This is a genomic window from Bradyrhizobium sp. Leaf396 (assembly GCF_001424605.1).
In the GTDB taxonomy this organism is placed as follows: domain Bacteria; phylum Pseudomonadota; class Alphaproteobacteria; order Rhizobiales; family Xanthobacteraceae; genus Bradyrhizobium; species Bradyrhizobium japonicum_C.
Map to the genome: position 1 here is coordinate 134,846 of NZ_LMQJ01000066.1, position 26,680 is coordinate 161,525.

A 26,680-nucleotide genomic window follows, 5' to 3' on the forward strand; every position below is an offset into this window, starting at 1 on the left:
CACAAGGATGATCGCGTCGATCATTGCTTGCTGTCCCGCTCCGAATTGTCATTGGTTTCCTTGCCGTCATCCTGGCCATCGCTTCCGCCATAGCCGATGACCTCGACGATGAAGATCGACGCCGGCTTGCTCGCCCCCCCGGCGGTCGGCGCGTCCCCAGTCTTGGCGGCGGCCCCGGCCGTGTTCGAACCGGCGGTCAATGCGCCGATGTTGGGAACGGAAATGGTGGGAACGCCGGTCGAAGTACCCTGGACCGACGCATTGCCGAAGTTGGCGACGACGGGAGCGACGAACACCGCATCGCCGGAGGACTGCACGCCTGCCGTACCGAAATCGATCGTGCCGCGCGGCGCGAGCAAATAGAGATTGGAGCTTGCGGCAACGTCCGAGGCCTTCAGCGTTCCGATGCCGGCGCCAGTGACATAGCCGCCGAGATCGATGAACTGGTAGTCGTCCTGATCATACAGCACCTGGAGCGCCGGCGCCGACAGGGTTGTCTTGGAGCCGCGGCCGGCGTCGAGATTGCCGTTGGAGCTCCACATCGTAACGTCGCCGCCCTGGGTGGTGAGAACGCGGCTCGAATTCACCAGCACGTTCTGGTCGGTGAAAGTGTTGATGGCACCGCCACCGAGCGTGAGGATACCGATATCGCGCAGCTTCAGCGCGGCGTTGGACTCGGCCCCCAGGGAGCCGACGATCAGACTGCCGCCCGGTCCGAAGATCGAGATATTGCCGCCGAGCTGGGTCTGCACGGTCGCGTGAAGCAAGTTCATGTCGCCGGTCTTGACGAGCTCGCTGGCACCGCTCACACCGCCGCCCAGCGTATTTCTGGTGTAGCCAAACTTCGCCGGGAACATGGTGTCGATCATCTCGTAGCCGAACGCGCTCTTGAAGGCACCCTTACCGACCTCCTTCAGGATTCCGAAGAAGGCCTCATCGATGAGTACGTGCTGGAGGTCCTTCGGCAAGCTCTTGAATTGGTCGAACGTCAGGGGCAGCATTTCGCCCGTCGCGACGTCTTTCATCTTCACGTTGGCCACGAAAGTCGGGCTGGCAGGATCGAAATACTTGCTGATCATCGCGTCGTAGTCGATGCCGAACCTGACACCGAACAGCACGTCGATGCTGGCGCCTTCCTTGGTGCCTGCAGCCTCGGTCAAGGCCGCGTTGCGCCGCTGGTTGTTCGCGGGCCCGAGCAGCGACTGGTTGTAGATGCCCACCGAGCCGCCCGACGGTGCGCTGGGGACGTAGAAATTTCCTACCGGAGTCGCGCTCGAATTGCCGACCGAAACGATACCTTCCTGCACCGGGGCCTGTGTCGCGTTGTTGAACGCCGCAGGCAGGAACGGACCGATGTCGCCGCCCGCCTGCACCACGAGATAACCCGGCCCCGCGACCTGGATGCCCCCGCCATTGGCATAGCCAGTATAGGTGATGTCCCCGCCCGCTACGATCTTGCTGACGTCGTTGACTTGGATGTTCTGCACGATGAGGTTGAGATCGACGATGTTGTCGCCGGCGTAGATGCTTGCCGGCCGATTGATCTCGATGTGCTGGTAGATCTTGAGTAGGTCGCCCTTCAGACGTTCACCGAAGGTCCCCGTCGCCGTGATGGTGCCCGTGGCGGCGTAGATCCGGGCCGTGGTGTCGAGGCCTTCATCGTCTGCATGCGCCAGAACGGCTCGGCTGGAGGATTCGGTGTTACCGCTGTTCGGCCGGTAGGGATCGAACGCGGCGTCGAACAAAGCCGGTCCGGCGGAGATCAGCGGACGCGGCGACTTTTCCAGAGCGCCGCTCGACTGCTTCGGATAACCGAAGGTCAGATCGATATCTCCCGCCGCCAGCAGGGCGAAGGTCCCGTGATCGGACGCGCTCAGCACCATGCCGGGCGTCCTCACCAGCGATCCGGGCACGTTCTGGTTGATGATCGCGCCGATGCCGGTGGTGACCAGATCGCCCTGCAAGGCGATGGCCTCGAAACTGGCGGGATAAGCGGCAGCGGTCCCAGGCGCGGCCGTCATCGTGATCGTGGGGGACGAAAGACCGATCGACACGTCGCCCGACTTGGACAGGAGGCTGATCTTGCTGTCTGGGCCGTAGGTGTCAAAGTACAGAGCCATCGTCGGATCGGTGGCGGTTTCCAGCGGATTGGCCCTGCTCGGCTGCTGGGCATGCAACGCCGCCGGATTGACGACCCCGGCTACCGCGAGCGAGCCGCCGGCCACAAGCGTGATTTGTCCGGTGTCGACCGCAAGTTGCGGCGAGTTCGGAAGCGCCAGCGTGCTGTTGGCATAGCGGTAGATGGTGCCGTTGTCGCGGATGTCGCCGCCAGCTTCGATCCGGGCATGACCTGAGCCCTCGTAGAAGGATCCACCGCGAATATCGCCGCCGGCGCGCACGATCATGTTGCCGCTGCCATAGACGTGCGTAACAGGCGTGCTGCTCGCCGCAAGGCCGCCGGTGACGCGGCCCGTCGTCGGCGCCGAGACCGAGACGTCGACCAGGTCGCGTCCCGCGAACACGCTGATATTGCCGCCAGCGCTGAGGAAACCCTGCTGAAAGCTGCCGTACTGGATCCACCAAGCGGTTTGCGACGCGATCGTGTTCCCCGCGGGGGCGAACACCCCGGCCCCGACGATCGCCGCGCTGCCGCTCTGGGTGATCGCGGCATTGGACAGCAGCCAGGGCTGATAATATTGAGGGACTTTCTTGTCGACGGTGACATTGCCGATCACATCCCGCTGCGCGTCGATGACGACGTCGCCACCCTTCTCCGGGAAGGCCGCTGCAGTCGGCGGACCATAATAGAGATCGGGGGCATCTGCGGCGGCTGCGTTGCCATAGCCCAGCACGCGGGGCTCGTAGAAGCCGTTAGGATCGATCACGACGATCGTCCCATCGGCTTGGACGCTGTACGGATTGGCGTAGGCCGCCGTGTTGACGCCGGCTGCATAGATCACGCCGGGCGCACTGGTGTCCTTGAGGATCACGTCTCGCGCCGCCGCGATATTGATGTTGCCAGTCCCGGTGCGGATCATGGTCGGGATGTCGACTGTGACCGTGGAGTTAGACAACCTGTCCTGCACAAGCGTCTGGGAGTAGCTGGCGTGCTTGTCCACGATGACGTCGCCGACATCGCGAGCGAGCGAAACGCGAGCGCTCGCATTCGCACTGGAGATGTCGGCGCCCGCGGTAAGATTATAGGACCACGACGACGGCGCCGTGATCGTCTTGATGTTGGCGGCGCTGCAATCGACGGTACAGACCAGCAAGCTGTGCGGGAACAGGTCCGCCGCGGCGAGATCAAGGCTGGACGGGCTAACGCCGTTAGCCGCCGGATTATACGGCGCAGCTGCCGGGCTCGCGCTTCCGGGGGTGTTCAAATAGTAGGTATACGCGCCGTTCGACCGAGTGATGGTGTTCTCGTCGAAATAGCGGGTGGAGCCGCTGCTGGTGCCAAGATAGTTTCCGAATTGGAAGAAACCGTCGGAGATCGAGGCGTTGACATTGATGTTGCCGGATGCGCGCAGCGTCAGCGCGCCGGCGTCAAGGCCGCCCCAAGGCGTGACGAGCCGGTACTTGAAATCGATATAGCTCGAGGTCGGGTCGAACTTGCCGTCCTTGAGTCCGCCTGCAGTGCCTGCGGCCAGATTCCAGTTGCTGCTGACGGTGATGTCGCCCTTCGAATTGACGAGGTCGACCCCGGGCTGCACATGCACCACATCGGCGCCGAGGCTGGCTACGAGCGGCGCAAGCCGCGTGAATAGGTTGCTGAAGCCGTAGTTCTGGCCGTTGTGGGTCCAGTTGCCCTTGGTGATCTGCGAGACGATGTCCCCGAAGAAAGCGTTCCCGGTACCGACCCCACCGGTGAAGGTGGCAATGCCTGCGGTACCCTGTGTCGCCGGGTTGAAAGGATCGTAGACGCCGCTGGACTTCAGCGGGATGAAGTTGGGCGTGTCCGGTACGAAGGTGAGTTTTCCGTCAGACGACGCGACGGTCTTGCCGGAGAAACTCGTCCCCGTCGCGAAGGAAATGACCTGAATACCTCCGGCGCCCGAGACGACAATGTTCGACGGCGTGGAGCCGCTATACCCCGTAAAACCATCGGCGAGGTTGATCTGGGCCGAGACGATTTTCAGGTTGGAGCGGGTTGCAGTGACCCTCACGGTCTGACCGTCGGACCTCGTAATGTCCGCCCAGGTCGGCGCAGCCGTATATCCGCTGCCGGGACTTGTGATGACGATGTTCAGAGCGCCTCCGAACGCCAGGGTCGAGACTGTCCCCTGCGCCCCTCCTTCGAAGGTGATCTTGTAGGTGGTGCTGCCGTCGAAGACGAACCCGGGGTCAGAGGGCGGCAACGCGCTGAACGCGTTGAGCCCCATCACGTATCCACTGATGGTCGCGATGACCTGACCCGTACCGTCTCGGACGCTCGCGGTCGTGGTGGGCACACCCGAGAATCCGGCAAAGACGCTGCTCGGATTCAACGTGAAGCCGCTTACATTGGTCCACGAGCCAGTCGTCGCGGGAATGAGATTCCCGTTCGTATCGACGCCCTTGTACCAGCCGGACGTGTCGATCGTGCCAAACCAGCCGAGACTCGATCCGTCGATGCCGTTCTTGCCGGCCGCGGTGTCGAACGCGATGTAGCCGTTGACGGCGACCGAGCGCGCCCCGACGATGCTGGTCCTGGTGCGATCGTTGACGTTGTTGGTGGCGTCGAGCACGGGCAGCTCGTCGAAAGTCTTGCCGCCGTCGGCGTAGAACTTGGGCCCCTGTGCGCCGGCCGCGTTGGCGACATTGCTGATGGCCGCGACCTTGACGTCATTGTTGCCGTCGAGCGGCGCGCGGAACGTCACGGTACCGCCGCTGAGGCCGCCCTTGGTGCCGCCGGAGACGTTGATCTGCGTGCCCTGCTGCAGGTAAATCTTCGATTTCGCGTCCCAACCGATGCCGATGGTCACGTCACCGCCGCGCTCGTCGGCATGCGTGGTCGAGGCGTTGATCACGCCGCTGCTGGCGAGGAGAACCGCGTTGGCACCGTACAGTGCAACCTGTCCGCCGGTCTGTCCGGTTCCGTCGGCGGTCTTGCCGCCATAGCCGGTCGCATCGATCAGGCCGCGGATCTTCACCTGCCCGAACTGCTTGCTCGCGTCGCTACTGTCCCACGCGGCATCGTCCGCGGTCAGCGTCACGGCATTGGCCTTGAGGGTATGGCCGGCCTCCAGTTCGAGATTACCGGTGCGGGTGTGGATGTCGACCGAACCGGTAAGACCGCCCGAGAGCAGGATGTCGGCGAGCGAGGTCAGGTCGACTCTGCCCAGCGTATCGAGCTTGAAACGACCGCCGAGCCCCGCGGCGCCAGCGCCGCGCAGCGTGCCCTCGATCGTGGCGCTGCTGCGAGTGGCATTGACGTTGATCTCGCCGCCATAGCCGAGACCGCCTGCGGGCTGCGCAACGTCGATAACGCTGCCGGCATCGATCTTGACCTTACCCTCCCCCGTGAAAGGCAGGAACGCGGTGCCGATATCGGCATTGAGCACGATCTTGCCGCCGGGCGCGTAGGTATCGACGTCGACGAGGGTCTTCTTGTAGCCGGCCGCCGACAGATAGGCGCCCTTCTCGAGCTCGAGATTGCCGGCGATCGCGCTCAGCGTGATCGTGCCGCCTTGCGCCTGAATCGTGCTGGCGATCGTGACGTTGGCGGCTGTCACCTTCAGGCTGCCGCCGACCTCGGTGCTGTCCGCCGGTCGATCGACCGCGCCGGTGCGGGTGACGCTGTCCCGGATCGTGACGTTGCCGGCATAACCCGTGATCGAGAAGTTCTGCGACTTCGCACCGCTCGCGCCGGCAACCAACACGCTTGGCGTCGTGATCGCAAGATCGACCTTGTCGGTATTGTTGACGCCCAACGCCAGGGCGCCCGGCCCCTTGATCAGGACACGCTCGCTCGCCGACATACCGACGCTGGAATAGCCCGCGATCGTCATGTAGGCGGCCTGCGTGATGCCGTTGACCGGGACGTTGCCGAACTCGATGTCCTTGGCGACAAGTTGCAGGCTGTTGCCACCGGCAGTCGCGCCGCCACTGAAGGCCGGTCCGGCCGTGTTCGTGAGTGTAATGGTCTCGCTGGCGGTGATGGTGGCATCGCGCGCGACGCCGCCGTCGAGGCCCTGCGCGAGGCCATTTGCATCGAGGATCAGGTTGCGCGTTCCCGAATTGAAGCTGCCGTAGACGGCGATCGGTGCCGACAGCGCGCGCAGCGCGAGCGTCTGGACGTCAGCGAATTGAACGCTGTTGGCCGGCAGCACCAGGCTCACGCCGGCGACCGGGGTGGCCGTGCCGACCCCGATGCTCGGGGCGACCAAGTTGACGCGGCTGGCGTGCAGATCCGTCGTATTGATGGTGATGGCCTTGTTGGCGGCGGTGCCTTGCAGCGTCAGCGTATCGGTCTTGATGGTGACGCCGTCGGCGACCACGACGTTGCCGCTATCGCTGGTGTTGCCCCCCGGCAGCGTCAGGCTTCCGGTGACCTGTCCGGTCGGCAGGCCCGGCACGTTCGTCGTGACGTCTTTGAAGCTGATCGTGAGCGAAGGCGCCGAGACGCCGGTCTTGGATGGTCCGGTGAGTTGGAGCGTGGGATCGTTGCTGGCCGCGAACAATGCGCCGCGCCCAGGCTGCTGCGCACCACCATTGGCATAGTATCCCAGCACCTGCTGGTTAGCCGCGCTAAACGCCGGAAGCTTGGTCAGGTCTGCGCCGGTGATCGTCGTGCCCGACAGCGTGCCTCCCAACGCGGTGGCGACGCTCTGGGCGGTAATTGCCGCCTGCTGGTCCGAGACGACGATGTATTGGCGCCCGAGGCCGGCGTGAACAGTGCCCTTGGTCTCGATGACGCTCCCGGACTGGACAGTCACCGTTCCGCTACCCTCGACCGGAACATAGACCGGCACGTCGATCAGGACCGAGCTGGATCCGACCGTCACATATTGCTGGGCCCGCTGCCACTCTCCGGTCTGTTGAGCGACCAGCAGGATCTCCGGCGCGCTCAGGGCCTCGCCGCGGGTATCGACGACCACGTTGCTCGCCGTCGGCGTGATCAGGGTGCCCGCGGCGATGTCGCTGCGGCTGCCGCCGATCAGAACGCTCTCGAATCCGTTGATCTGGCCGACATCGAGTCCGACATAGCCGGCCGGAACGTCGTTGGCCTCGTAAGCCGCATGGCTGAGCACGGCGAGTTTCGGCGCGCTGATGTCCAGCTCGCCGCCGCGGCCGATATTACCCTTGCCGTCGCTGCCGGGCTGGGTCAGCGCAATTCCGTTGAGGATAATGGTCTGTAGGGCCGACACCGAAAGACGGCCGGCGTCCATCGGCAGTCGCGGCGGCGTCTTGTTCTGCTTGGCTGCGGCCTGCGCAAAATAGGAGTTGGCCCCGTTGAAGCTGTATTCGCTGTATTGCTGCCACACCGGACTGGTCTGCACGGCGAACACCGTCTGCCCCGATGACTGCTTCCCGGGCGCCGTCGACTGCGTGTAATTGCCCGTGACCAGGACGGTGCCGTCGGTCAGTCTGGTGCCGGTCGGGATGTTCTTGCCGGTGTTGTCCTGGGCGTAGACGACGACGCGCATCGCACCGGGCAGCGTCGCGTAGTGCGCAGGATAGAGCGTGTACGTGCCCGCCGGGATGCCGTTGCCGCCATCGATCGTGATCTGCTGACCCGCCAGAGGCACGTTGTCACCGGCGGTGATCGTCACGCCGTTGTCGGCGCTGCGCGCAGAAGCGAAATGGATGTCATAGGCCGCAACGGAATCGCCGCGCGAGGGTACCAGCGCATAGACGGTCTGACCCGAGGGCGTCGTCGTCAGCGCGTCGCGCGATCCGCCCTTGCCCGGGACCCATTCCATGGCCTGGAGATCGCCGCCGCCGCGCAGATCGATGGTCGAGCCGTCGGCGCGCGTCACCGTCGATCCCGACAGGATCAGTCCCTTGGACGGCGGCGCCGACAGCGGATTGAGGTTCGCGTTGTAGTACCAGTTGGTGCCGTCCGAGGTGGCGCCATAGGGCACGGTGGTGTCGGCCAGCGTGACCGAGGTGAGGCTTCCCGGCGCCAGCACCACCGACTGGGTGATGATCGGCGAAACGGACGCATCGGTATTGCCGAGCGTGATGGTACCGAGCGGCGCAAACAGATTGCCCGCCTGCTCGATGGTCGCCGCACGAACCGTGATACCGCCGCCAGCCGAGAGCGGAATGGTGGTGCCGCTGCCCGCAGGCGCGGTGAACTTGACGTTGCCGGGCGTTTCGATGCCGAACGTGACGGCGGTGACGGGATAGATGCGCTGGGCGGAGAACAGCAGATCGCCGGCCGTGACGAGATTGCCGGTAAAGCTCGACTGCTCGGCCGTGGCCGCGTTGTCGTCGTTCTTCGTCTTGAGCCCGTTGGCGACCTTGAGCGTGCCGAGCCGGATATCCTGGCTAGCGATCAGATTGACCTGGCCGAAGCCAGAGAAATCGAGACCCTTGGTCGGAGTTCCGGTCTTCGCAATCCCTTGCTCGCCCTGCAGGTCGATGGTCTGCGCGTTGACGGTCAGCGTGCTGCTGCCGCTGGCCGGCGCGCTGCCGCTTCCAGCGAGGAGAACATAAGGCGCGGAGATGCGCATATCGGCTGCGCTCGCCGGCGCATTGATGACGCCTGCCGCGATTTCGAGGCGACCGTTCACGCTCCAGTTCAGCGAACCCGAGATCGACAGGCTGGCCCATGAGGGCGAGGTGATGCCGTAGATGTTGCCGGGGCGGTCGGTAAAGATGCGGCTCGCCCCTCCCTGCGCGCTCGCCGCGTAAAGATAGACGTTGTCGAACGGGGCAAGTTGGTCTGCCGCTACGAACAGAGATCCAGGCTGAAATCCCGAGGCGTAGGCATTCACCGCGGCCGTCACCTCGGACGCGTCCTGGCGAAGCTTGATCGCGCCGCCACCGATCAGGACCGTACCGCCGCTCGCACGCGTGTCCGACTTCACGCTGCCATCGCTTGCGACATACCGGCCGCCGGCCGCTGCAAAGCTGCCGCCCCAGGCGAACCCGGAGACATTCGCGCTGACTGTGCCGGCGTCGCTCCACGTCCATTGCGTGGTCGACGCGTTTCGGCCATTGGCCACCTGGATGCTGCCGGCCGCTCCGGAGACGTCGACCACGGCACCGGCATCGGCAACGAGAGAGCCCGATCGGGCGGCATAAGCGTAATAGGTCTGACCGGACACCAAGCTCAGTTCACCGGCTTCGACCGCGAATGTTCCGCCTGCAATGTAGCTCCCGCTGGTCACGGGGCCATTGACCGTTCCGAACAGCGAGTTTCCGACGAACGTCCCCGACAGATCGACCCTAGCCCCGGACGAGAGATGCGTGCTCGTCGAATTGATGAAGACGGATCCGCCGTGATTGATGATCGTGCCGCGCAGTTCGACCGATTGTGCAGGAACGGTCCAAAGTGGGTCAGACGGCTTGAGGTTTACGCGGTTGTCATTCACAGCCGCCAGCACGATGTTCGCCTTGGGATCGGTGGTGATCACCGATCCGGTATCAAGCGTAATATGGTCGGCCTTCAGCGTCAGATCGACGGACTTGCGCTGATTGTCCGGCAGCAGCGCAAGCTGCGGCGTGGCTGACTGGCCGAGCTTGGTTCCGGCCGGTGTCGTGGAGTAATCAAAAAGGCTTGCCAGATTTCTTTGTTGAAGCGTCAGATTTGTACCGGCGGAAACGACGATACTGGCCTTTGCGCCGGACCACTGATCTTCAACCGATCCGATCGTATACGAGCCGAAGCCGCCGCTTGTGAGCAGCGAAGCAGGCAGCGTCGTTGCAACCCCTCCAATGCGGATCGACGATGTCTCTCCCTGCTGCAATGTGCCGCCGATCCGGATCGTGTTCGCCGCGGCGATCCTCAAGCTGCCGTTGCTCTCGAAGCCGTAGCCGCGCAGGGTGCCATCAAGAGCAATAAAAGCTTGCGTGGCGACATTCGCGGTCGGTGGATGCGGTCCAGGATCAACCGTGTAAGGCTTGCCGTTGTAGAGGCTGAGAGAGATGCTCCCCGCCTGACCCTTCATCGTCCCGGTCGCAACGGTCTGCGCCTTGCCGGATGTGCCAATGTATCCACCGCTCGACACATCGAGCAGGCTACCCTGCCCGAGCAATATGCTGCCGGTCGTGTCGATAACGCCTCCGGTGACATCAAGGCTGTCCTTGGTCGTGCTGATCGAGATCGAACCCCCATTGATAAAAGCTGGACCGGTTGCATCGACACCGGCCATGCGGCCGGTGTCGTTGACGAAACGACCGCTGACATCGATCGTCCCTTCGACGAACACATTCGCGGCAGTCGTATTGCCTGATGAGTCCTGGGGTGCCTTGAACAAAGACGTCGTGAAATTCTTGCTAACTGACTCTCGGTCAGTAACGAGGTTGACCTTTCCTCCTGCCGCCGACGCCGTTCCGGCGATGTCGATAGCTCCGCCCGCAGTGACGGAAAGGCTGCCGCCCGCCGCCAGGTTGAGCGCGCTGCCCTCCGAAAGAACAAAATCGTTCGCCGTTACCGACACCGAGCTCAGGCCGTAACTCGACAGAATCTCGGCCGAGAGATTGGTGGTGTAGGCGCTCTGCGTAGTGTAATTGGCCGAAGCCGCGGCGCCGATCTGGACGCTGGACGGGGTGGTCAGCGTCAGCGAGCCCTGCGCCGGCAGCTGGCCGCCGCTGATCTGCCGCTCGCCGGCAGTCGAGCCGAAATAGATGGTGCCTTTGTCGAGCGGCGCGATCTTGACGGTCTCGAGGCTTACGCCGCCTGCAGCGTGGCCTTCGGTGAAGCCAGGCGAATAGACCTGGCCTTGCGTCGACCAGTATTCGGTGACGCCCCACCGCGCATGGTCGCGGATGAACTGGCCGGCGATACCGAGATAGGTCATGTTCGGGTCGGCTTTGGAAATGTCGTAGATGCGCCCGTCGCTGCCGATCAGCCGCGTGGTGTTCACCATGCCGGACTGGAATTTGACGCTGCCGCCCGCGACGTTCATCACGGAACCGGTCGTGGTGACGCCTGCGGGCCCGTTCTGGACCGTCAGGTCGGTGTTGAGGCTGATACTGCCGCCGACGGTCATCAACTGATAGATACTGCGCGGCACCTTGGCGACGTAACCGCTGGCATCGGCGATCGGCGTGCCGACCCAGGTCGTGCCGTCGCTGCGCGTGCCGGAATTGCGGATGTCGATCCACAGCGTCTGGCCGTAGACGACGCCGCTGCCGTCCGCAGACACGGTGGCGTAAGGCGGGCGCTGCAGCGGCATGTCGGCGAACTCGGCCAGCAGCCTGACCGGGATGACGTTGTAGCCGGCCGGCAACTCGACGTTCTGAAGCCCTGCCACGTCGATCGTCGCACCCGGCGCGAGCAGGACGGACTGGGGGTCCTGAGAATTAGAACTAACGCCTTGTTTGTTGCCCGACGGACTCGCCGCGCTCGACATCCCCTGTTGAAAGAGGCTGGGCGGGAGGTTGTTGTCCCCGTTCGCCAACGCAAATGTCTTCGCGTTGAGCGAGACCCGCGCCGACGGGGCAGAGATCAGGCCGTTCGCACCGATGGTCACGCTGGTCTGCGCCGACGCCTCGATGTAGGTCGGCACGAAGCTCTGCGTGGAGGGTAGCCCCTTCGAGCCGTCATCGACCGGCAGGCTCGATATCACGCCGTCCACCGTGGCGCTGGTGGCGGCGCGCAACAGCACGAAGCTGTTGCGGCTGATGCTGGTGTCGGCGGAAACCACCCCTTGGAGCAGATGCCCCGCGCTGTCCGTGAGCGCCCGGCCGTTCGCATCGGTCGGATTGGCAATGCTGACCTTGTCGCCGTTCATCACCAGCACGCCGCGGCCGATATCGATCACGCCGTCGTGGACGGCTTCGCCTGTGCCCGGCAGGTAGAAGTTGGTGCGCGGGTAGCCGAATGGATCCGCGCCGTTTGGATCGGCATTGTATGACGCCGCGAATTGCGAGAGCCTGAACTCCGTGCCGGGGAACTTGTTGGTATTGCCCTTGTCGTCCTTGCCGAGCACTTCCTTGGGAAACGCGGAATAGCCGTTCGGCACCACGTCGATGGTGCGCGCCGCGACCATCGCCACCTCGCCGGTGGTGGCCGTGATCGACCCGGAATTATAGACATTGGCGCCAAAAAGGAAGACCGAACCGGGGGAGCCCTGTGCGACCTGATCGTAGCGGATGTTGCCGGTGATCGACGCGCCGCGCTCGACCTTGATGTCCCCCGCGATGAGATTGGTCATCGCGCCGCCGTCCTTGTCGTAGATCGAGAACGAATTCAGGTTGGCGATGCCCTGGTCGCGGAAGAATTTGTCGCGATCCTCGAGCGAAGTCCCAAGCTTGCCGACGTCGAGGCTGGAGGCGATCAGGGTATGAACATTCACCTGCGACCCGGCGCCGAACACGATGCCGTTGCGATTGATCAGATAGACGCCGCCGAGCGCGTTGATCTGACCGAGGATGCGGCTGGGCGACGCACTCGCGTCCTGCACCCGGTTGAGCGCAATCCAGTCCGAAGCCGATTGCTGGAAATTGACGGTGGTGTTGGCGCCGACGTTGAACGAGTCCCAGTAGAGGATGCTCTTCTTCTGGGTCTGCTGGATGTCGACCGTGACCTTCTTGACGCCATTCGCATCCTTGGTGGTCTGCGTGGGCGCGTTGGCACCGGTCCATTTCGACGGATCGAGCTTGATCCCGGCCAGCGGATCGCTGGTGGTACCGCCGGTCGGCATCAGCCCGCCGGTGACCAGCCCGTTCGGCACGGATCCGCCGGCGGCCCGCGCGGCGGCCGCCGCGTCCGCCTGCAATTTTCTCGCGGCGGCTAGCGCGGCGGCAGCGCGGGCCAGCGAGGCCTGCGCCTGCGTCGCGGCTCCCGCCGCCTGCTGCGCAGCCTGAATCGCGGCCTGCTGCGTCTCCTGCGTCGGCGCGACCGCATTAGCGCCCGGCGTGAGGCTGCGCGCATGACCGAAGCCGCTCGCAAGCGACAACGCGACCAGACTGACGCCACACAGGAGCGAACGGTGGAAGGCACGGCGCGCGCCCAGAGCATTCGCGCGCGAGGACGGCTTAACAGAATCGGGATGGTGCACGCCGCAGCACTTTCAAAATTGAACGGTTCCAGCCGGGCAACCGCACAGGTTGGCCCGTGCGGCGCATTTACCTGTTGTTTACTAACATTGTCATGTCAAAATTATATCATTGGCGGAAACGACTCCGCGGGCTTTATGATATTGAATAACAGAGTGAATCAGCACGCGCCGGCCGGCTGACGCGCGGATCGGTCGCAGCTCGGCCTTCCAGGACGAGAAGCCCGACCAACGGCTGCATCAGCGCGGGCCCGGATTCGCCAGCGGGCTGACCAAGCCTGGCGGCAGACGCAGGTTGGCGGGCGTTCCGCGGCCGATCGGCAGGTTCATGTTGGCGCCCGGATGCACATAAGTGCCGCCGTTCGCACTTGTCGGCGGCGGTACGGCCGCCATCGCCGCAGGAGGCGCGGACGGAATCGGCGGCGGGCCGGCCAGCATGGGGGCAGCGGGCGCCCCGCCGGTCTTGAGGTCCGGCGCCGGCAGATCGAGCACGGCCTGGTCGAGGCCCCTTGCCATCTCGACACGACGCCGCTCGACGGCGCGCAGCGTCCAGCCATTGTGATTTTCGCCGGCCCTCAGCCTGACCACGGACTTGCTGGCAGAATCCACGAACAGTCCGATCTTTTCGGCGCCGATGATGGTGCCGAGCAGTGACAGTTGCGGCGTTTCCGGCTCGGCCGGCTTGGGCGGCGGGCCGGGCGGGGACGGCGGCGCGGGCGTCGCAATGAGCACGACCGGTGGCGGACGCCGCGTCGGCGCAAACAACGGCCGCTCGCGGGTCGCGGTGAGCCGCGACAGCGGGATGGCCCAGAGCGGGTTATCGTTCAGCGCCCGCTGCGGCGCTGGAACCGATTTGTCGGCAGCAGGCGCCGGCGCGGCCGGACTTTGTGCCGGAACGGCCGGCGGCAGATCGGCCGGCTTGGATGCAAACAGGTCCTCGGCCGGTTCGGACGCCAGCGTATCCATCGGTGCCGGCGCGCCAATGGCCGGCGCACCGGCCGCCAGGAGAGCGCCCGCAAGCAGAATAACGTGGCGGCGCATCGGCATGACAGCGAGGTCCTTGGTCAGGCTCGAGCGATAACGTTTCGTCATATCAATGATGTGACATCCCTGCGAAAGACATCGCACCAAGCGGATGCGATGATCTCTTCGGCCGGTGAGCTCACCCAGGTGCACTATCACCCTTCCGTCGATCCTTCGCCGTCGCTAGCCGACATCCGGATGATCTATCGTCGATATCGCCAAGCCGCTTGGGACTGCCGTGCACGATAGAACTAATTCGGTCACGGCGGACATGCAGCCAGCCGGCGATGCGGCTTATTAGGAACTCCTCTGCAAACTTCTCAAATGACAACAAGCGATCACCCGATCGACATAGGATCAGGCATGATCGCAATATTGAGCAATGTAACTACTCTTGGATGCACCTCGGCCCTTGTCGAGAGGTGCTATGGCTTAGTACGGAGAGGACGCTCGCCTCTAGCAACGTTGCGCGGTCGCTCCACACAAATGCCTTCGTTCAACTCGCGTCAATCAGGGCTGTAGCTGCGCTTTCATGAGTCAGCGAGCTAATAAAAATGCACCCGGCTGACGCCGGGTGCACACAGTTTGGGATCGTTGACCGGGCCGGGGCCCGAGTCGTGATCAGTAAGCGCCGACCTTGCCGGCGCAGCCGCTGCCCTGCGGACCGTTGGTCGGATCGTTGAGCAGCGCGTAGATTTCGTTCTGCCACACCGCTGGGACCTGAGCGAAGCCGTTCTCGTTGAAGATACCGGCCGCGCCCGAGCCGTACACGAAATCGAGCCAGGTCTTGAACCAGATATAAGCGTTGTTGCCGTTCGCGTGGTTCTGGTAGCACTGGTACATAAAGATCCACGAGAAACCGGAGATCGGATACGAACCGGCGACCACCGGGTTGGCGTTCACGCCCTGGAGGCTCCAGGTCAGCGGGTTGGTGCGGCTGGTGGAGTCCATCTGCGGGATGGCGGTCGCCATCGCCTTCTGCGCGGCAGCCGGGGTCGGCGGCTGGAACTGGCCGGTCGAAGCGGTGAGGTCCCACTGCGACTGCACGTTTGCGGTCCTCAGACCACCGACCCTGACCGGCAGCCAGAAGTCGGACGAAGCGTAGCCGATCGCACCGTTGGTCGAAGTGACGAGCGAGACGAGCGCGCCGCTACCCGAAGCGTTGGCGAAAGTGCCGCCGCCAGGGTTGGTGACGGCGGTGCCGCACTGGTTGGTCGAGAACTGATCCGGCCAGTTGAGCTGGTTCGCACCACGCGGAACGAGCGGGGTGGTGCAGGCCTGCGCACGGTCGGTCCAGGGGAAGGCGTAGGACACGACGGTGCTGTCCGTCTCGTTGTTCGGACCGAACTCGTAGCGGCACTGTTCGACCAGGGCATTGGAGAACAGGAAGGTGGTGCCGCTGCCGTCCGTGCGGTGCACGAAGGTGATGTTGCCGGTGCCGAGCACGCCGCCGTTGAGCGCGGTGAGGATCGGGTTGTTCCACTTGGTGATATGGCCGGACGCGATGCCGCAGAGAGCGTTACGCGACAGGTTGAGGCCGGAGCTGCCGCCGGCGGGGGTGGCGGGCAGGATGTTCAGCGCCGCACCGGTGCCGTCCTTGCCGTTGAAGCCCAGCGCAACCGGGCCGACCACGGCCGGAAGAGCGATCAGGTTGCCGAACTTCGACTGGGGGCTGTTGGCGCCGCCGGTGTTCCACTGCGTCATGTCGCTCGCATTGACGACGTCGTCGCTGCCGACGAACTGAACGCCGTCATAGTCGGCGGTGCTATTCACGTTCCAGTTCGCGCTGGTGTAGGCCGGAGCAGACGACGAAGGCGTGCCGATCTGGGTCTTGTCGTTGGTGCGCAGCACGGTCTTGCCGTTGCCGGACCCGGTCGCCGCGTACAGGATCACGCCGCCGAAGCCGCTGGTGTTGAAGCCGGTGCAGTTCGCCGCCTTGGCCATCGGACCCGGCCTGCCGGGGCTGCCCTGAGCCTGGGTGTACATGCAGTCCATCAGCTGACGATAGACGATCTGCGGGAACGTCGCGCCGGCGCCGAACGCAAGCGACTGCGCCTGTGCGGATTCGGAAGCGACGCCCATCGCGGCGAACGCAGCCGATCCCATGAGTAGAGCCTTCAAGTTTCGCATAGTCTGCTCTCCCTGTTTGGATCCCCCTGGCCTGCCAACCCGGCAGCCGGGTCCCGGAGCGCCGCGGAAGCTAACCGCGATATGTGAGACTTTCATTGTTATTTTGTGAATTATGTTATTGGCATCTCATTGCAGTGTGAGATCGAGAATGATTGCGGCGAAGAATACCAAGAAAACACACGATGAATCGCTGCCACGATCCTGCGCGAAAAATGTTATGCACATGCTGCAACGTCACGCGTTGCGAATGCCGCGGCAAGAACCGAAGAGATTCGGCGATCTCTGCGCCAGTACCCGCTCTTGCGAATGTCCGATCCCCGCTGGGGTCCTGCGATCGCCAATAACGTGACTTCACATACATGTCTTGCCGGCATCACATCACCGTCAATGTCATGCCGCTAAAAAGCGGCCCCGCAAAGTGATCGCACTTCGACATGCAGCCTCGACGAGATCGGACGCATGACGAACCGCGTGAGCTGCAACGACTGTCCCACGAGAGGAAGTGACATGAGCGTCTCGTCCGCCACCCTTATGGCTCGCCGCCCCTTCGACAAGGCACGTGCGGGTGCTGCGAGCTTCTGGCTTGCCCTGCTGCTCGGTGTTGCAGCACCGGCTCTCGCGCAAGCTCAGACGGCGGATCCCGTCGTTGCCGTTGTGAACGGTCAGAATATCCTCGAAAGTGATATTCAGGTCGCCGACGATATTCTCGGCCGCAACCTTCTCGCGCGCGAGCCGCTCGAGCGCCGCGATACACTCGTGAAGATCCTGATCGACGGAGTGCTGCTGTCACAGGCCGCCAAGGATCGCAACATCGTGGATGAGGTAGACCTGCAGCGTCGCGCGACGTTTACGCGAAACCAGGGACTTGCCAACCACTTTCTGACCGTCGTCGGCCAGCGAGCGGTGACCGAGGAGGCGATGCGAAAGGCCTATGAGGAGGTCGTGGTGAAGGGAGCGTCGACCGAACCGGAGCTGCATCTGCGACATATCGTCTTCATGATAGCACCTCCCGCGGACGACGCCGCCGTCAAGGCTGCGGAGCAGAAAGCGCAGGCTGCGATTGCCCGGATCAGAAAGGGCGAGGACTTCGCGGCAGTGGTCACCGAAATGTCCGAAGATCCCGTGACCAAGAGCCGAGGCGGAGACTACGATTGGCGCGTGCGCGGCGAGATGGGCAAGGAATACGCCGAAATCGCCTTTGAGCTAAAGAAGGGCGAGGTTTCCGCACCATTCAAGACGGCGGTCGGCTGGCACATCCTGAAACTCGATGACATGCGGACCCGGCAGCCTGCCGACTATGAGAAAATCCGCGATCGCCTGGCCGTTCTCGTCGCAAATGCCGCACAACTTGAACTCGTCGACAAGATCCGTTCCGAGGCCAAGATCGAGTACATCAGCCGACCACAGGGAGCGGACAAGGAAACCGTCGGCCGCAAATAGCGTTTGGTGATGATCTGCCCCACCGGGCCCTACACGCACATCGCGCAGCGCTGCGGACATCCGACATGACGAAGGGTTGCTTGACCGCACTGCTGTGCTGTCTGTGGAGTTGGACCGCAGCTGCGCAACCGGTGATGTTCTGGTTCAACGACCCTGTCGGGCCGGATGAGACCGTCATGGTTGCCGGTGCGGATCTCGATCAGATCACATCGGCGACCGTAGCCCGGATTGCGGATACGACCGATCGCGGCTCCGGACAGGAAACCACAGTCCCGATTCTTCAGTCGAATCCGCTTTCCCTCAAATTCATCATCCCGCAGAACTTCGGGGCTGGTTTGTACCGGTTCACACTGACGCATGCGCAAGGTGCGATCTCCGGTCGGGTTAATCTACCGACTATCTACTGGAAGCAGGCAGACCTCGGCGATGACGCCTCGCCGGGCAGCTGGCTTCAGGTGTTCGGCCGCAACATCGTCCGGGACGGCAATCGGGCGCAACTGTCCCTGACTTTGGAAGGAAGTTCAGGCCGTATCGACGCACCTCTGGTCAAAGGCGATCTGTGGCGCGGCATCTTTCGCATTCCGAAGGACATCAGACCCGGGCGTTATGCGCTACGCCTGACAAACGGCGATGGTGGTGAGAGCGGGTCCGTCGATGCAGGCGCCCTCACCGTCCGCGCTTCCGCGCCGGTGACCGGTCAGGACTTTGACGTCCGGGCTTACGGCGCAAACGGTGACGGACGTTTCGATAGCACCCGGGCGATCAAGGCTGCGATCGACGCGGCGCGTGACGCCGGCGGCGGCACAGTCTATTTCCCGCGCGGTCGATATCTCGTTTCGGACATGATCAGCATCCCGCCGGGCGTAAGGTTGAGAGGGGAGCGCACGGATCTCGTCAATCTGCTCTGGCCCGACTTTGAAAGCCTGCCGGCCGCGCTGATCCGCGGAACGTCGCGGTTCGCGATCGAGGACATGACCATCTACGCCTCGAACCACCCGCATGTCATAGCCGGCGGATTCCAGTTCGGCGAGCAACAGGCACCGGACGCCGGCGATATCGCCATCAGGCGCGTTCGGATCCGCGCCTCGGCCTTTCGCGGCCTGATGGAGCCGGACGCCACGCTCCGCCGCATGAGCGATTTTCAGCGGACCTACGCCGCGGCGGCGCCAGACAGCATTCGGTTGAGCGGAGACCGGATCGAGGTCACGGATTGCGACGTCCTTGGCTCAGGACATTCGCTCAGGCTATTCAAGGCAAGCAACGCCGTCGTGACCGGCAACACCCTGATCAACGGACGCTACGGAGCCTACTCGCTCGTCGGATCGCGGCGGGTCATTTTCGAGAACAACACCGTGAGCTCGGCTGATCTGCAAGCCAGCGGCGGCGGCATCACGACTCTCTCCAAGTCCGTGAGCGCCTCCGAGAACATCTTCATCGGCGGTAACACCTTCAAGGCGATCTACGGTCTCGACCGCGAAGCAATGACGACGGACGGGCCCGGCGGCTATTATTTCGGTCGCGCCCAAAGCACCACGCCCGACGCATTGTTGCTCCGCGATCGCCCCAATCAATATCCCGCAAGTCTCGATTGGACGAACGCCGCCGTCATGGTGGTGAACGGCCGCGGCGCGGGCCAATATGCCCGCTTGAAGTCACGGGAAGACAGGCCGGGCGGTCTTTCAGTCACTCTGGATCGTCCCCTCGCTGTTGCGCTGGACGAGACGTCGGAGATCACGGTCACTCAGGCCCAGCAGAATTACCTCGTGATCGGGAACTCGTTCGAGGATACCGGCGTCGCCGTGCAGGCCTATGGAACGGCCATCGACCACGTCTTCGCCGGCAACCGCTCGAACAGGACCAGCGGCTTTGCCGCCTTCGGCCTGTCCTACGAGCAATTCCAGCCCGTCTGGCGAACCCAGTTCCTCGGCAATCACATCCTCGAAGGCAACGTGTATCGCGCCGGTCCCGAACGCACGATCTTTTCCAACGAGGCCTCGATCCTGGTGCGGGGAAACCAAACCTCGACCGCTGCGAACCGTCCACCAATGGTCCGGGCGATCATCATCCGGAGCAATCGTCTCGATCAGGATTCTCACATCGAGATCAGGGGATTTGCGCCCGCTTCACCGGGTGTCCGCGATGTCGTCATCGAGGACAACATCACAGGCGCATCGCGCGAAGGACTGACGATCGATCGCGGCGTCGCCTGGTGGATCGCCCGCAGGAACGAAGAGCGGCGCATCCAGAAGTAGCGCGATCGGCATCGGCGCCGCCCCAGTCACCTAAATGATAAGTTCCGTTGTTAGTTAACATTTCGCTCCTGGATCTCACCTTCGCAACGTCTCTCTCTTTCCTTTCCTGCCGTATCACCGAAAGACCGCCTGATGACCGCAATCCTCGGCCTGAACCTGAACCATCCCGATGCTTCCGCTGCGCTCGTGCTCGATGGCAAAGTGGTCGCCGCCGCTGCCGAGGAACGCTTCGGTCGGCGCATCAAGCACGATCCATCGTTCCCACAGAATGCAATCCGCACCGTTCTGTCCATGAGCGGTACTTCGGCGAAGGAGCTCGATCTCATAGCGGTGGCGCGCGACCCCTCGCAGAACCGGGCGGCACAGGTCTCCTACGTGCTGCGCAACCCCATTTCCGGGGGCATGGCCGCTATGGAGCACATCCGCCGGGCACGGGTCGATCTCAGCATCAGCGACATGGTTGCAGAAGCGTGCGGAGAGGCGCCCGACACGGTCAAGGCGAAGCTGGTGAATGTCGAGCATCATCTGTCGCACATCGCCAGCTCCTATTATTGTTCGCCGTTCGAAAGCCTGACCGCCGGATTCTCGTACGACGGCAGCGGGGACTTCACCAGCATGATGGCCGCCCGCTGCGAGGGCAACAGCATCGAGGTGATCGACCGCGTCCACCTGCCCCACAGCCTCGGCTTCTTCTACACCGCCTGTTGTCAGTTCATCGGGTTCGACGGTTTCGGCGAGGAATACAAAGTGATGGGGCTCGCCCCTTACGGGACGGACAAGTATCTCGGCGAGATGCGCGACCTCGTCCAGGTCCGTTCAGACGGCTGGTTCAAGCTGGCCGACGGTTATTTCGGCATGCACCGCGGCGGCGACGGCGACAAGATGGACGAAAACCACCGCATCGACATGATGCGTCTGTTCACCGACAAATGGACGGCCATGTTCGGCGCGCCGCGCCAGCGAAATCAGGAGATGACGCAGCGGGAGAAGGATATCGCGCGCTCCTGCCAGATGCGGTTCGAGGAGATCGCGCTTCATTGCTTCAAGCGGCTGCACGACCTCGTGCCGAGCAACCAGGTCGCCTATGCGGGCGGCTGCGCGCTCAACGGAGTCATGAACGCCCGCCTGCTGCGCGACACCCCGTTCCGGCAGGCCTACATGCAACCCGCCTCGGCTGATGACGGCCTGTGCGTCGGTGCAGGTCTGTGGGCATGGCACAATGTTGCAGGCGGGCGGGAGCGGTTCCACATGAGTCACGCCTATTGGGGTCCATCTCATTCGGACGAGACCATGCGGCGCGCCGCCGAAGCATCACAATGTCCGATGCGGGAGCTTGCTGACGGACAAGTGCCTAGCGCGGTCGCGGCACTGCTGCATGCCGGCCTGGTCGTCGGCTGGTATCAGGGCCGCTCCGAATGGGGGCCACGTGCGCTGGGTAATCGCTCTATCCTTGCCGACCCGACGCGTCCCGACATGAAGGACGTGATCAACGCCAAGATCAAGCGGCGCGAGAGCTTTCGCCCCTTTGCGCCAAGCATCCTGCAGCCAGCCGTAGCGACCTATTTCGAGCAGGACGTCTTCAGCCCCTTCATGATGCATGTCGTCAAGCTGCGGTCAGAGTGGCGGGAGAGGCTCCCGGCCATCACCCATGTCGATGGCACGGGTCGGCTGCAGAGCATCGCGCGGGAGACCAACCAGCTGTATTACGAGCTGATCGAAAGCTTCGGCGCCTTGTCCGGCATCCCCATCGTGCTCAATACCAGTTTCAACGAGAACGAGCCGATCGTCGATACGCCGGAGCAGGCGATGAGCTGCTTCTTGCGGACCGGTCTCGACGCAATTTGCCTCGGCCGCTATCTCGTGGTGAAGGCCGAACACGCGCATCTCCTGCCAGGCGCGTGAGAATGATCTGCGGGCATCACAGGACGTGATGCCCGGCCGATCCGTCGTGGAAATGTCCGTCAATCAGGCGGAGGATGCAGCCGTCGTCCGGTAAGCCTCATAGGCGCGCCGCAGGCCGTCCTCGAGGCCCGTCTTGGCGCGCCAGCCGAGCTTGGCCAGACGGCCGACGTCGAGCAGCTTGCGCGGCGTACCGTCCGGACGGGAAGGATCAAAGGCAATCTCACCGCGATAGCCGACGGCGTCGGCAACGACCCGTGCGAACTCGGCGATGCTGATGTCCTCGCCGGTGCCGATGTTGATCAGCTCGGGGGCCGAATAGGTTTTCATCAGATGCACGCAGGCATCGGCCATGTCGTCGACATAGAGGAACTCGCGCCGCGGCGTGCCGGTGCCCCAGACCACCACGCGCCCGGCGTCCGCGACCTTCGCCTCGTGGAAGCGCCGGATCAAGGCGGCGACCACATGGCTGTATTCGGGATGATAATTGTCGCCGGGGCCGTAGAGATTCGTCGGCATCACGCTGACGAAGTCGCTGCCATACTGGCTGCGAAAGGCCTCGGCCATCTTGATGCCGGCGATCTTGGCGATCGCATAGGGCTCGTTGGTCGGCTCCAAAGGTCCCGTCAGCATCGAGTCCTCGCGGAGCGGCTGGGCAGCGAGCTTCGGATAGATGCAGGAGGAACCGAGGAACATCAGCTTCTCCGCGCCATGACGATGCGCGGCGGAGATCACATTGGCCGCGATCGCGATGTTGTCGTAGATGAACTCGGCACGTAGCGTGTTGTTGGCGACGATGCCACCGACTTTCGCCGCGGCGAGGAATACCGCCTGCGGCCGCACCTTCGCGAACCAGTCGAGCACCGCGGCCTGGTTGCAGAGGTCGAGTTCGCTCCGGCCCGCCGTAACGAGCTCGGCGTCCTCTTGCGCCAACCGGCGCATAAGCGCGCTGCCGACCATGCCGCGATGGCCGGCGACGTAGACGCGCTTGCCCTTCAGCTCAAACGCTGCGCTTGCCATTGGCCACATCCCGCCTTGCCTCGGCGAGGTCGCTCGCCACCATCTCCTCGACCAGTTGGGAGAAGCTGCGTTTGGGCGCCCATCCGAGCACCTTGCGCGCCTTGCTGGCATCGCCGACCAGGATGTCGACCTCGGTCGGCCGGAAATAGGTCGGGTCGATCTTCACGACGGTCTTGCCGCTCTTCTCGTCGACGCCGGTTTCATCGACACCCTTCCCGCGCCAGCCGATGCGGCGGCCCACCTGCGCAAAGGCCAGCTCGACCATCTCGCGCACCGAGCGCGTCTCGCCGGTGGCGAGCACGAAATCGTCCGCCGTGTCGGCCTGCAGGATCCTGTGCATGCCCTCGACATAATCCCTGGCGTGCCCCCAGTCGCGCTTGGCCTCGAGATTGCCGAGATAGAGCGTCTCGTCCAGCCCAACCTCGATGCGGGCAACGCCGCGGGTGATCTTGCGGGTGACGAAGGTCTCGCCGCGGATCGGGCTCTCGTGGTTGAACAGGATGCCGTTCGAGGCGAACATGCCGTAGGCCTCGCGGTAGTTCACCGTGATCCAGTAGCCATAGAGCTTGGCGACGCCGTAGGGCGAGCGCGGATAGAACGGCGTGGTCTCCTTCTGCGGGATCTCCTGGACGAGACCGTAAAGTTCGGAGGTCGAGGCCTGATAGAACTTCGTCTCTTTCTCCATCCCGAGGATGCGGATCGCCTCCAGAAGCCGCAGTACGCCGATGGCGTCGGCATTGGCAGTGTATTCCGGGCTCTCGAAGGAGACCGCGACATGGCTCTGCGCCGCGAGATTATAGATCTCGGTCGGCCGGATCTGCTGCACCAGGCGGATCAGATTGGTCGAGTCGGTCATGTCGCCGTAGTGCATGAGGAACGGCACGTCACCGACATGCGGGTCCTGGTAGAGGTGATCAACCCGCGCCGTGTTGAAGGAGGACGAGCGCCGCTTGATGCCGTGCACGACATAGCCGAGCGACAACAGATATTCGGCGAGATAGGCGCCGTCCTGCCCGGTCACGCCGGTAATGAGAGCGATCCGCTTACCCATGTCTCACACCTTCCTGCCTACACATTCGCGATACGGGAACGCCGTCGACGCTCCGGCCCGTTCGACACGTCGGCCAGCCCAAGACATATCACGATTGATGACACTTCGCTGCATGTCGCTCGCCTGCTCAGAACTGGAAGTAGATAAATTCGGCATGTCCAAAGATACCGAACAGTATGATGTAGTAAGCGAGCGCCACCCCGGCGCCAGTTGGCAGCCAGCGCATCTCGGCAAGCGCATGAAGCCGCTGCGGACGGAATGCGAGGTGGAAATCCACGACGAACAGGATGATCAGTGATACCCCCAGCATCGCCAGTTCCACGCTCGCGAGCCCGAGCATCTTGATCGTGCCGTAGGACACCGGACCGAAATCGCCTAGACTTTTGAAGGTGATCAATGCGTTCGCGAGGCTGGTCGAACGAAAGAACACCCAACCTGCCAGGACGATCGCGATCATCCAGACCCAGCCGAGCAATCGTCGGGTGGTCGTGCCGAGCCAAAGCTCCACCCTTGCGATTCTCGTGAATGCGCGCTCGAGCACCAGACCGGTCCCGTGCAACACGCCCCAGGCAGCGAAGGTCCACGCAGCGCCGTGCCAGATACCGCTGACAGCGAACACGATCATCAGATTGCGCGCGGTGCCCCACTCGCTGCCGCGGCTTCCGCCGAGAGGAATGAACAGATAGTCGCGAAACCAGCTCGACAGGGAGATATGCCAGCAACGCCAGAACTCGTTCAGGCTGCCCGCGAAATAAGGCTGTCGAAAGTTGATCATGAGGTCGAAGCCCATGATCCGCGCCGTGCCGCGGGCGATATCCGAGTATCCGGAGAAGTCGCAATAGATCTGGATGGCGAAGAGAACGACGGCCAATAATTGGTAGCTTCCCGTATATTGCTCCGGATTTGCATAGATGCCGTTGACCACTGGCGACACGACGTCGGCAATGCACATCTTCTTGAACAGTCCGAAACCGATCAGAAACAAGCCGGCGCTGAGATCCGGAAAGGACAAGCGACGTACGGTCCGAAATTGCGGCAGCATGTGCCCGGCACGTTCGATTGGACCGGCGATCAGTTGCGGAAAGAAGCTGACATATTGGGCGTAGGTGAGAAAGTCTCGTTCGGCCTCGACCTTGCGATGATACACGTCCAGGGTGTAGCCGATCGACTGGAACGTGTAGAACGAGATACCGAGCGGCAGCGCGAGTCCCAGCGCGTAATCCGGAATGACGTAGCCAAACAGTCCGGCCGCACCGATCACGTTCGCGATCAGGAAGTCCAGATACTTCACGGTTGCGAGGATGCCGAGGTTAATGGTCAGCGCCAGGACCATCGCGGCCTTGCGGCCGCGATCCGTCCGGGAGCGAGCCATCATCAGCGCCGTCGTGTAGTCCACTGCCGTGGTCAGCGCGAGCAAGAGCCCAAACGACGGACGCCAGCTCATGTAGAAGACGTAGCTCGCAATCAGCAGCACGATCGGCTGCGTCCGCTTCGGCAGACCGAAGAAGATCGCAAGAAACGCCACGAAGAATGCCAGGAACTCGAACGAATTGAAGAGCATCAGTCGAATGCTCCGCTGGCCTTCAGCAGTCTGGCGAGATCCGCAGTATAAACCTTGGCTCCTATCGGATTCATGTGCTGCGGATCGGCAAAGAGTGTCGGCGGATAGACGAAGTAGTCCGGTCCGAACAGGCGGATGAGCGGCCGCTCGGACATCACGGTCATCCGCAGTTGGTCACCCGGCGGGCACGGCGCCGCCTCTCCTGTGCGAAACAGCCCCGGAACGAAAATCACCTGGAAGCCGTGCTGGCGCGCCAGCTGTTCGAGCCGATCGCGCACATGCGACCTTTCGGGGATGGGGCGCGGTTGGGCTCGCGCGGCGTTGTCGGTCGGCAGCGAATAATCGGGCGGCAGCCGGTCATCGGGATAATGGCTCTGCGACTTGATGAAGTACCAGCCCCTGTCATCGATCATGACCGACCGTTGCGCTTCGACGTCGCGAACGGCTTCCCCAAGCCGTTTCCGGTTCTGGAAGATAAACAGCGCGGCGTCACGGGGCAACGTGCGGAACGGAAACAGCGTACCCGCCAGCCGATTGTCGTCGCGCAGCAGCGCGGCCAATCCGTCGGCTTCGTCCTTGCCGTCCCAAGGAATGGTCAGAAGCACGTGCGTCGGGATGTTGCCCGCCGCCAGCGCGGCCTCCAGAATGGGAAGAAAGCGCACCTCGCCGGGCAGTCCCAAATTGTACGAACGGACGCGTGGACCCAGTTCGGCGTCGAGATCGCGCGGCCGGAAGGCCGACAGGATCTTGCTGTAGCCGAACACCATGATTCGATGCCGGTCTTGCTGATCGAACATCGGACTCTTGACAAGCGTATCGAACTTTGCTTCCGCGATGACCACCGAGCCCGGCCTGAGGAACGAAAGCAGGACATAGGCCGCCCCCAGCGCAATCCAGACTGCGCCGAACAACAGCACGAATAAGCTGGCGCGCTTGATCCATGACCTCGGCTGAGCTGCGCTCGGAAGATCGACCGCCCGGAGCTCGTCGGCCGGCGTCTCATTCACGTCTGCTGTCGGCCGCGGCAGATTCGATATCAGCGATAGTCGTTCGGAAGCTTGGTGCCGGCGCGGCTTGGACATTTCCGAACAACTCACGAGACGACAGCGGGAGGACGCCTGGCGGTCATGACGAAGCGGCACTCGTCCCG

At 63.3% G+C, this 26,680-nt stretch carries 10 protein-coding genes; 3 read left to right on the forward strand and 7 right to left on the reverse strand.

Annotation, left to right across the window (positions count from 1 at the left end; translation table 11 throughout):
• Positions 1-20 precede the first annotated feature (20 nt).
• From ASG57_RS35525 to ASG57_RS35535, 3 genes are all read right to left on the reverse strand, one after another.
• Positions 21-13,157: a filamentous hemagglutinin family protein gene (locus ASG57_RS35525; RefSeq protein WP_057199188.1), complete on the reverse strand. Its 13,137-nt coding sequence runs from the start codon at positions 13,155-13,157 to the stop codon at positions 21-23.
• A 237-nt stretch (positions 13,158-13,394) separates the two neighbouring features.
• On the reverse strand, positions 13,395-14,246 hold the full coding sequence (locus ASG57_RS35530) for a hypothetical protein (RefSeq protein WP_057199189.1): 852 nt from the start codon (positions 14,244-14,246) through the stop codon (positions 13,395-13,397).
• A 552-nt stretch (positions 14,247-14,798) separates the two neighbouring features.
• Positions 14,799-16,307 (reverse strand): substrate-binding domain-containing protein, encoded by a 1,509-nt coding sequence (locus ASG57_RS35535; protein WP_057199190.1) that lies wholly within the window; start codon positions 16,305-16,307, stop codon positions 14,799-14,801.
• Between the two features lie 507 nt (positions 16,308-16,814).
• Here ASG57_RS35535 and ASG57_RS35540 point away from each other — a divergent pair.
• From ASG57_RS35540 to ASG57_RS35550, 3 genes are all read left to right on the forward strand, one after another.
• On the forward strand, positions 16,815-17,747 hold the full coding sequence (locus ASG57_RS35540; RefSeq protein WP_057199191.1) for a peptidylprolyl isomerase: 933 nt from the start codon (positions 16,815-16,817) through the stop codon (positions 17,745-17,747).
• A 65-nt stretch (positions 17,748-17,812) separates the two neighbouring features.
• Positions 17,813-19,999, forward strand: coding sequence for a glycosyl hydrolase family 28-related protein (locus ASG57_RS35545; protein WP_082529106.1), 2,187 nt, complete (start codon positions 17,813-17,815; stop codon positions 19,997-19,999).
• 132 nt (positions 20,000-20,131) lie between these two features.
• Complete coding sequence (locus tag ASG57_RS35550) at positions 20,132-21,901, forward strand: carbamoyltransferase family protein (protein ID WP_057199193.1); 1,770 nt, start codon at positions 20,132-20,134, stop codon at positions 21,899-21,901.
• A gap of 63 nt (positions 21,902-21,964) precedes the next feature.
• On the opposite strand, the gene fcl is transcribed toward ASG57_RS35550, so the two are convergent.
• The 4 genes from fcl to ASG57_RS35570 all read right to left on the reverse strand — a co-directional run bounded on the left by fcl (position 21,965) and on the right by ASG57_RS35570 (position 26,537).
• Complete coding sequence (gene fcl, locus ASG57_RS35555; RefSeq protein ID WP_057199194.1) at positions 21,965-22,918, reverse strand: GDP-L-fucose synthase; 954 nt, start codon at positions 22,916-22,918, stop codon at positions 21,965-21,967.
• Positions 22,899-23,969 (reverse strand): GDP-mannose 4,6-dehydratase, encoded by a 1,071-nt coding sequence (gmd, locus tag ASG57_RS35560; RefSeq protein WP_057199195.1) that lies wholly within the window; start codon positions 23,967-23,969, stop codon positions 22,899-22,901. The genes fcl and gmd overlap by 20 nt, the downstream gene beginning before the upstream one ends.
• Before the next feature lie 127 nt (positions 23,970-24,096).
• Positions 24,097-25,530 carry an MBOAT family O-acyltransferase gene (locus tag ASG57_RS35565; protein ID WP_057199196.1) on the reverse strand — a complete coding sequence of 478 codons (1,434 nt, stop codon included), beginning with the start codon at positions 25,528-25,530 and terminating at the stop codon, positions 24,097-24,099.
• Positions 25,530-26,537 carry a hypothetical protein gene (locus ASG57_RS35570; RefSeq protein WP_162250098.1) on the reverse strand — a complete coding sequence of 336 codons (1,008 nt, stop codon included), beginning with the start codon at positions 26,535-26,537 and terminating at the stop codon, positions 25,530-25,532. The genes ASG57_RS35565 and ASG57_RS35570 overlap by 1 nt, the downstream gene beginning before the upstream one ends.
• Between the last annotated feature and the right edge of the window lie 143 nt (positions 26,538-26,680).

Bases quoted from the DNA above. Each gene is read 5' to 3' on its own strand.
- ASG57_RS35530 (WP_057199189.1), bottom strand. From the start codon at position 14,246: ATGACGAAACGTTATCGCTCGAGCCTGACCAAGGACCTCGCTGTCATG.
- ASG57_RS35535 (WP_057199190.1), bottom strand. From the start codon at position 16,307: ATGCGAAACTTGAAGGCTCTACTCATGGGATCGGCTGCGTTCGCCGCG.
- ASG57_RS35540 (WP_057199191.1), top strand. From the start codon at position 16,815: ATGAGCGTCTCGTCCGCCACCCTTATGGCTCGCCGCCCCTTCGACAAG.
- ASG57_RS35545 (WP_082529106.1), top strand. From the start codon at position 17,813: ATGACGAAGGGTTGCTTGACCGCACTGCTGTGCTGTCTGTGGAGTTGG.
- ASG57_RS35550 (WP_057199193.1), top strand. From the start codon at position 20,132: ATGACCGCAATCCTCGGCCTGAACCTGAACCATCCCGATGCTTCCGCT.
- fcl (WP_057199194.1), bottom strand. From the start codon at position 22,918: ATGGCAAGCGCAGCGTTTGAGCTGAAGGGCAAGCGCGTCTACGTCGCC.
- gmd (WP_057199195.1), bottom strand. From the start codon at position 23,969: ATGGGTAAGCGGATCGCTCTCATTACCGGCGTGACCGGGCAGGACGGC.
- ASG57_RS35565 (WP_057199196.1), bottom strand. From the start codon at position 25,530: ATGCTCTTCAATTCGTTCGAGTTCCTGGCATTCTTCGTGGCGTTTCTT.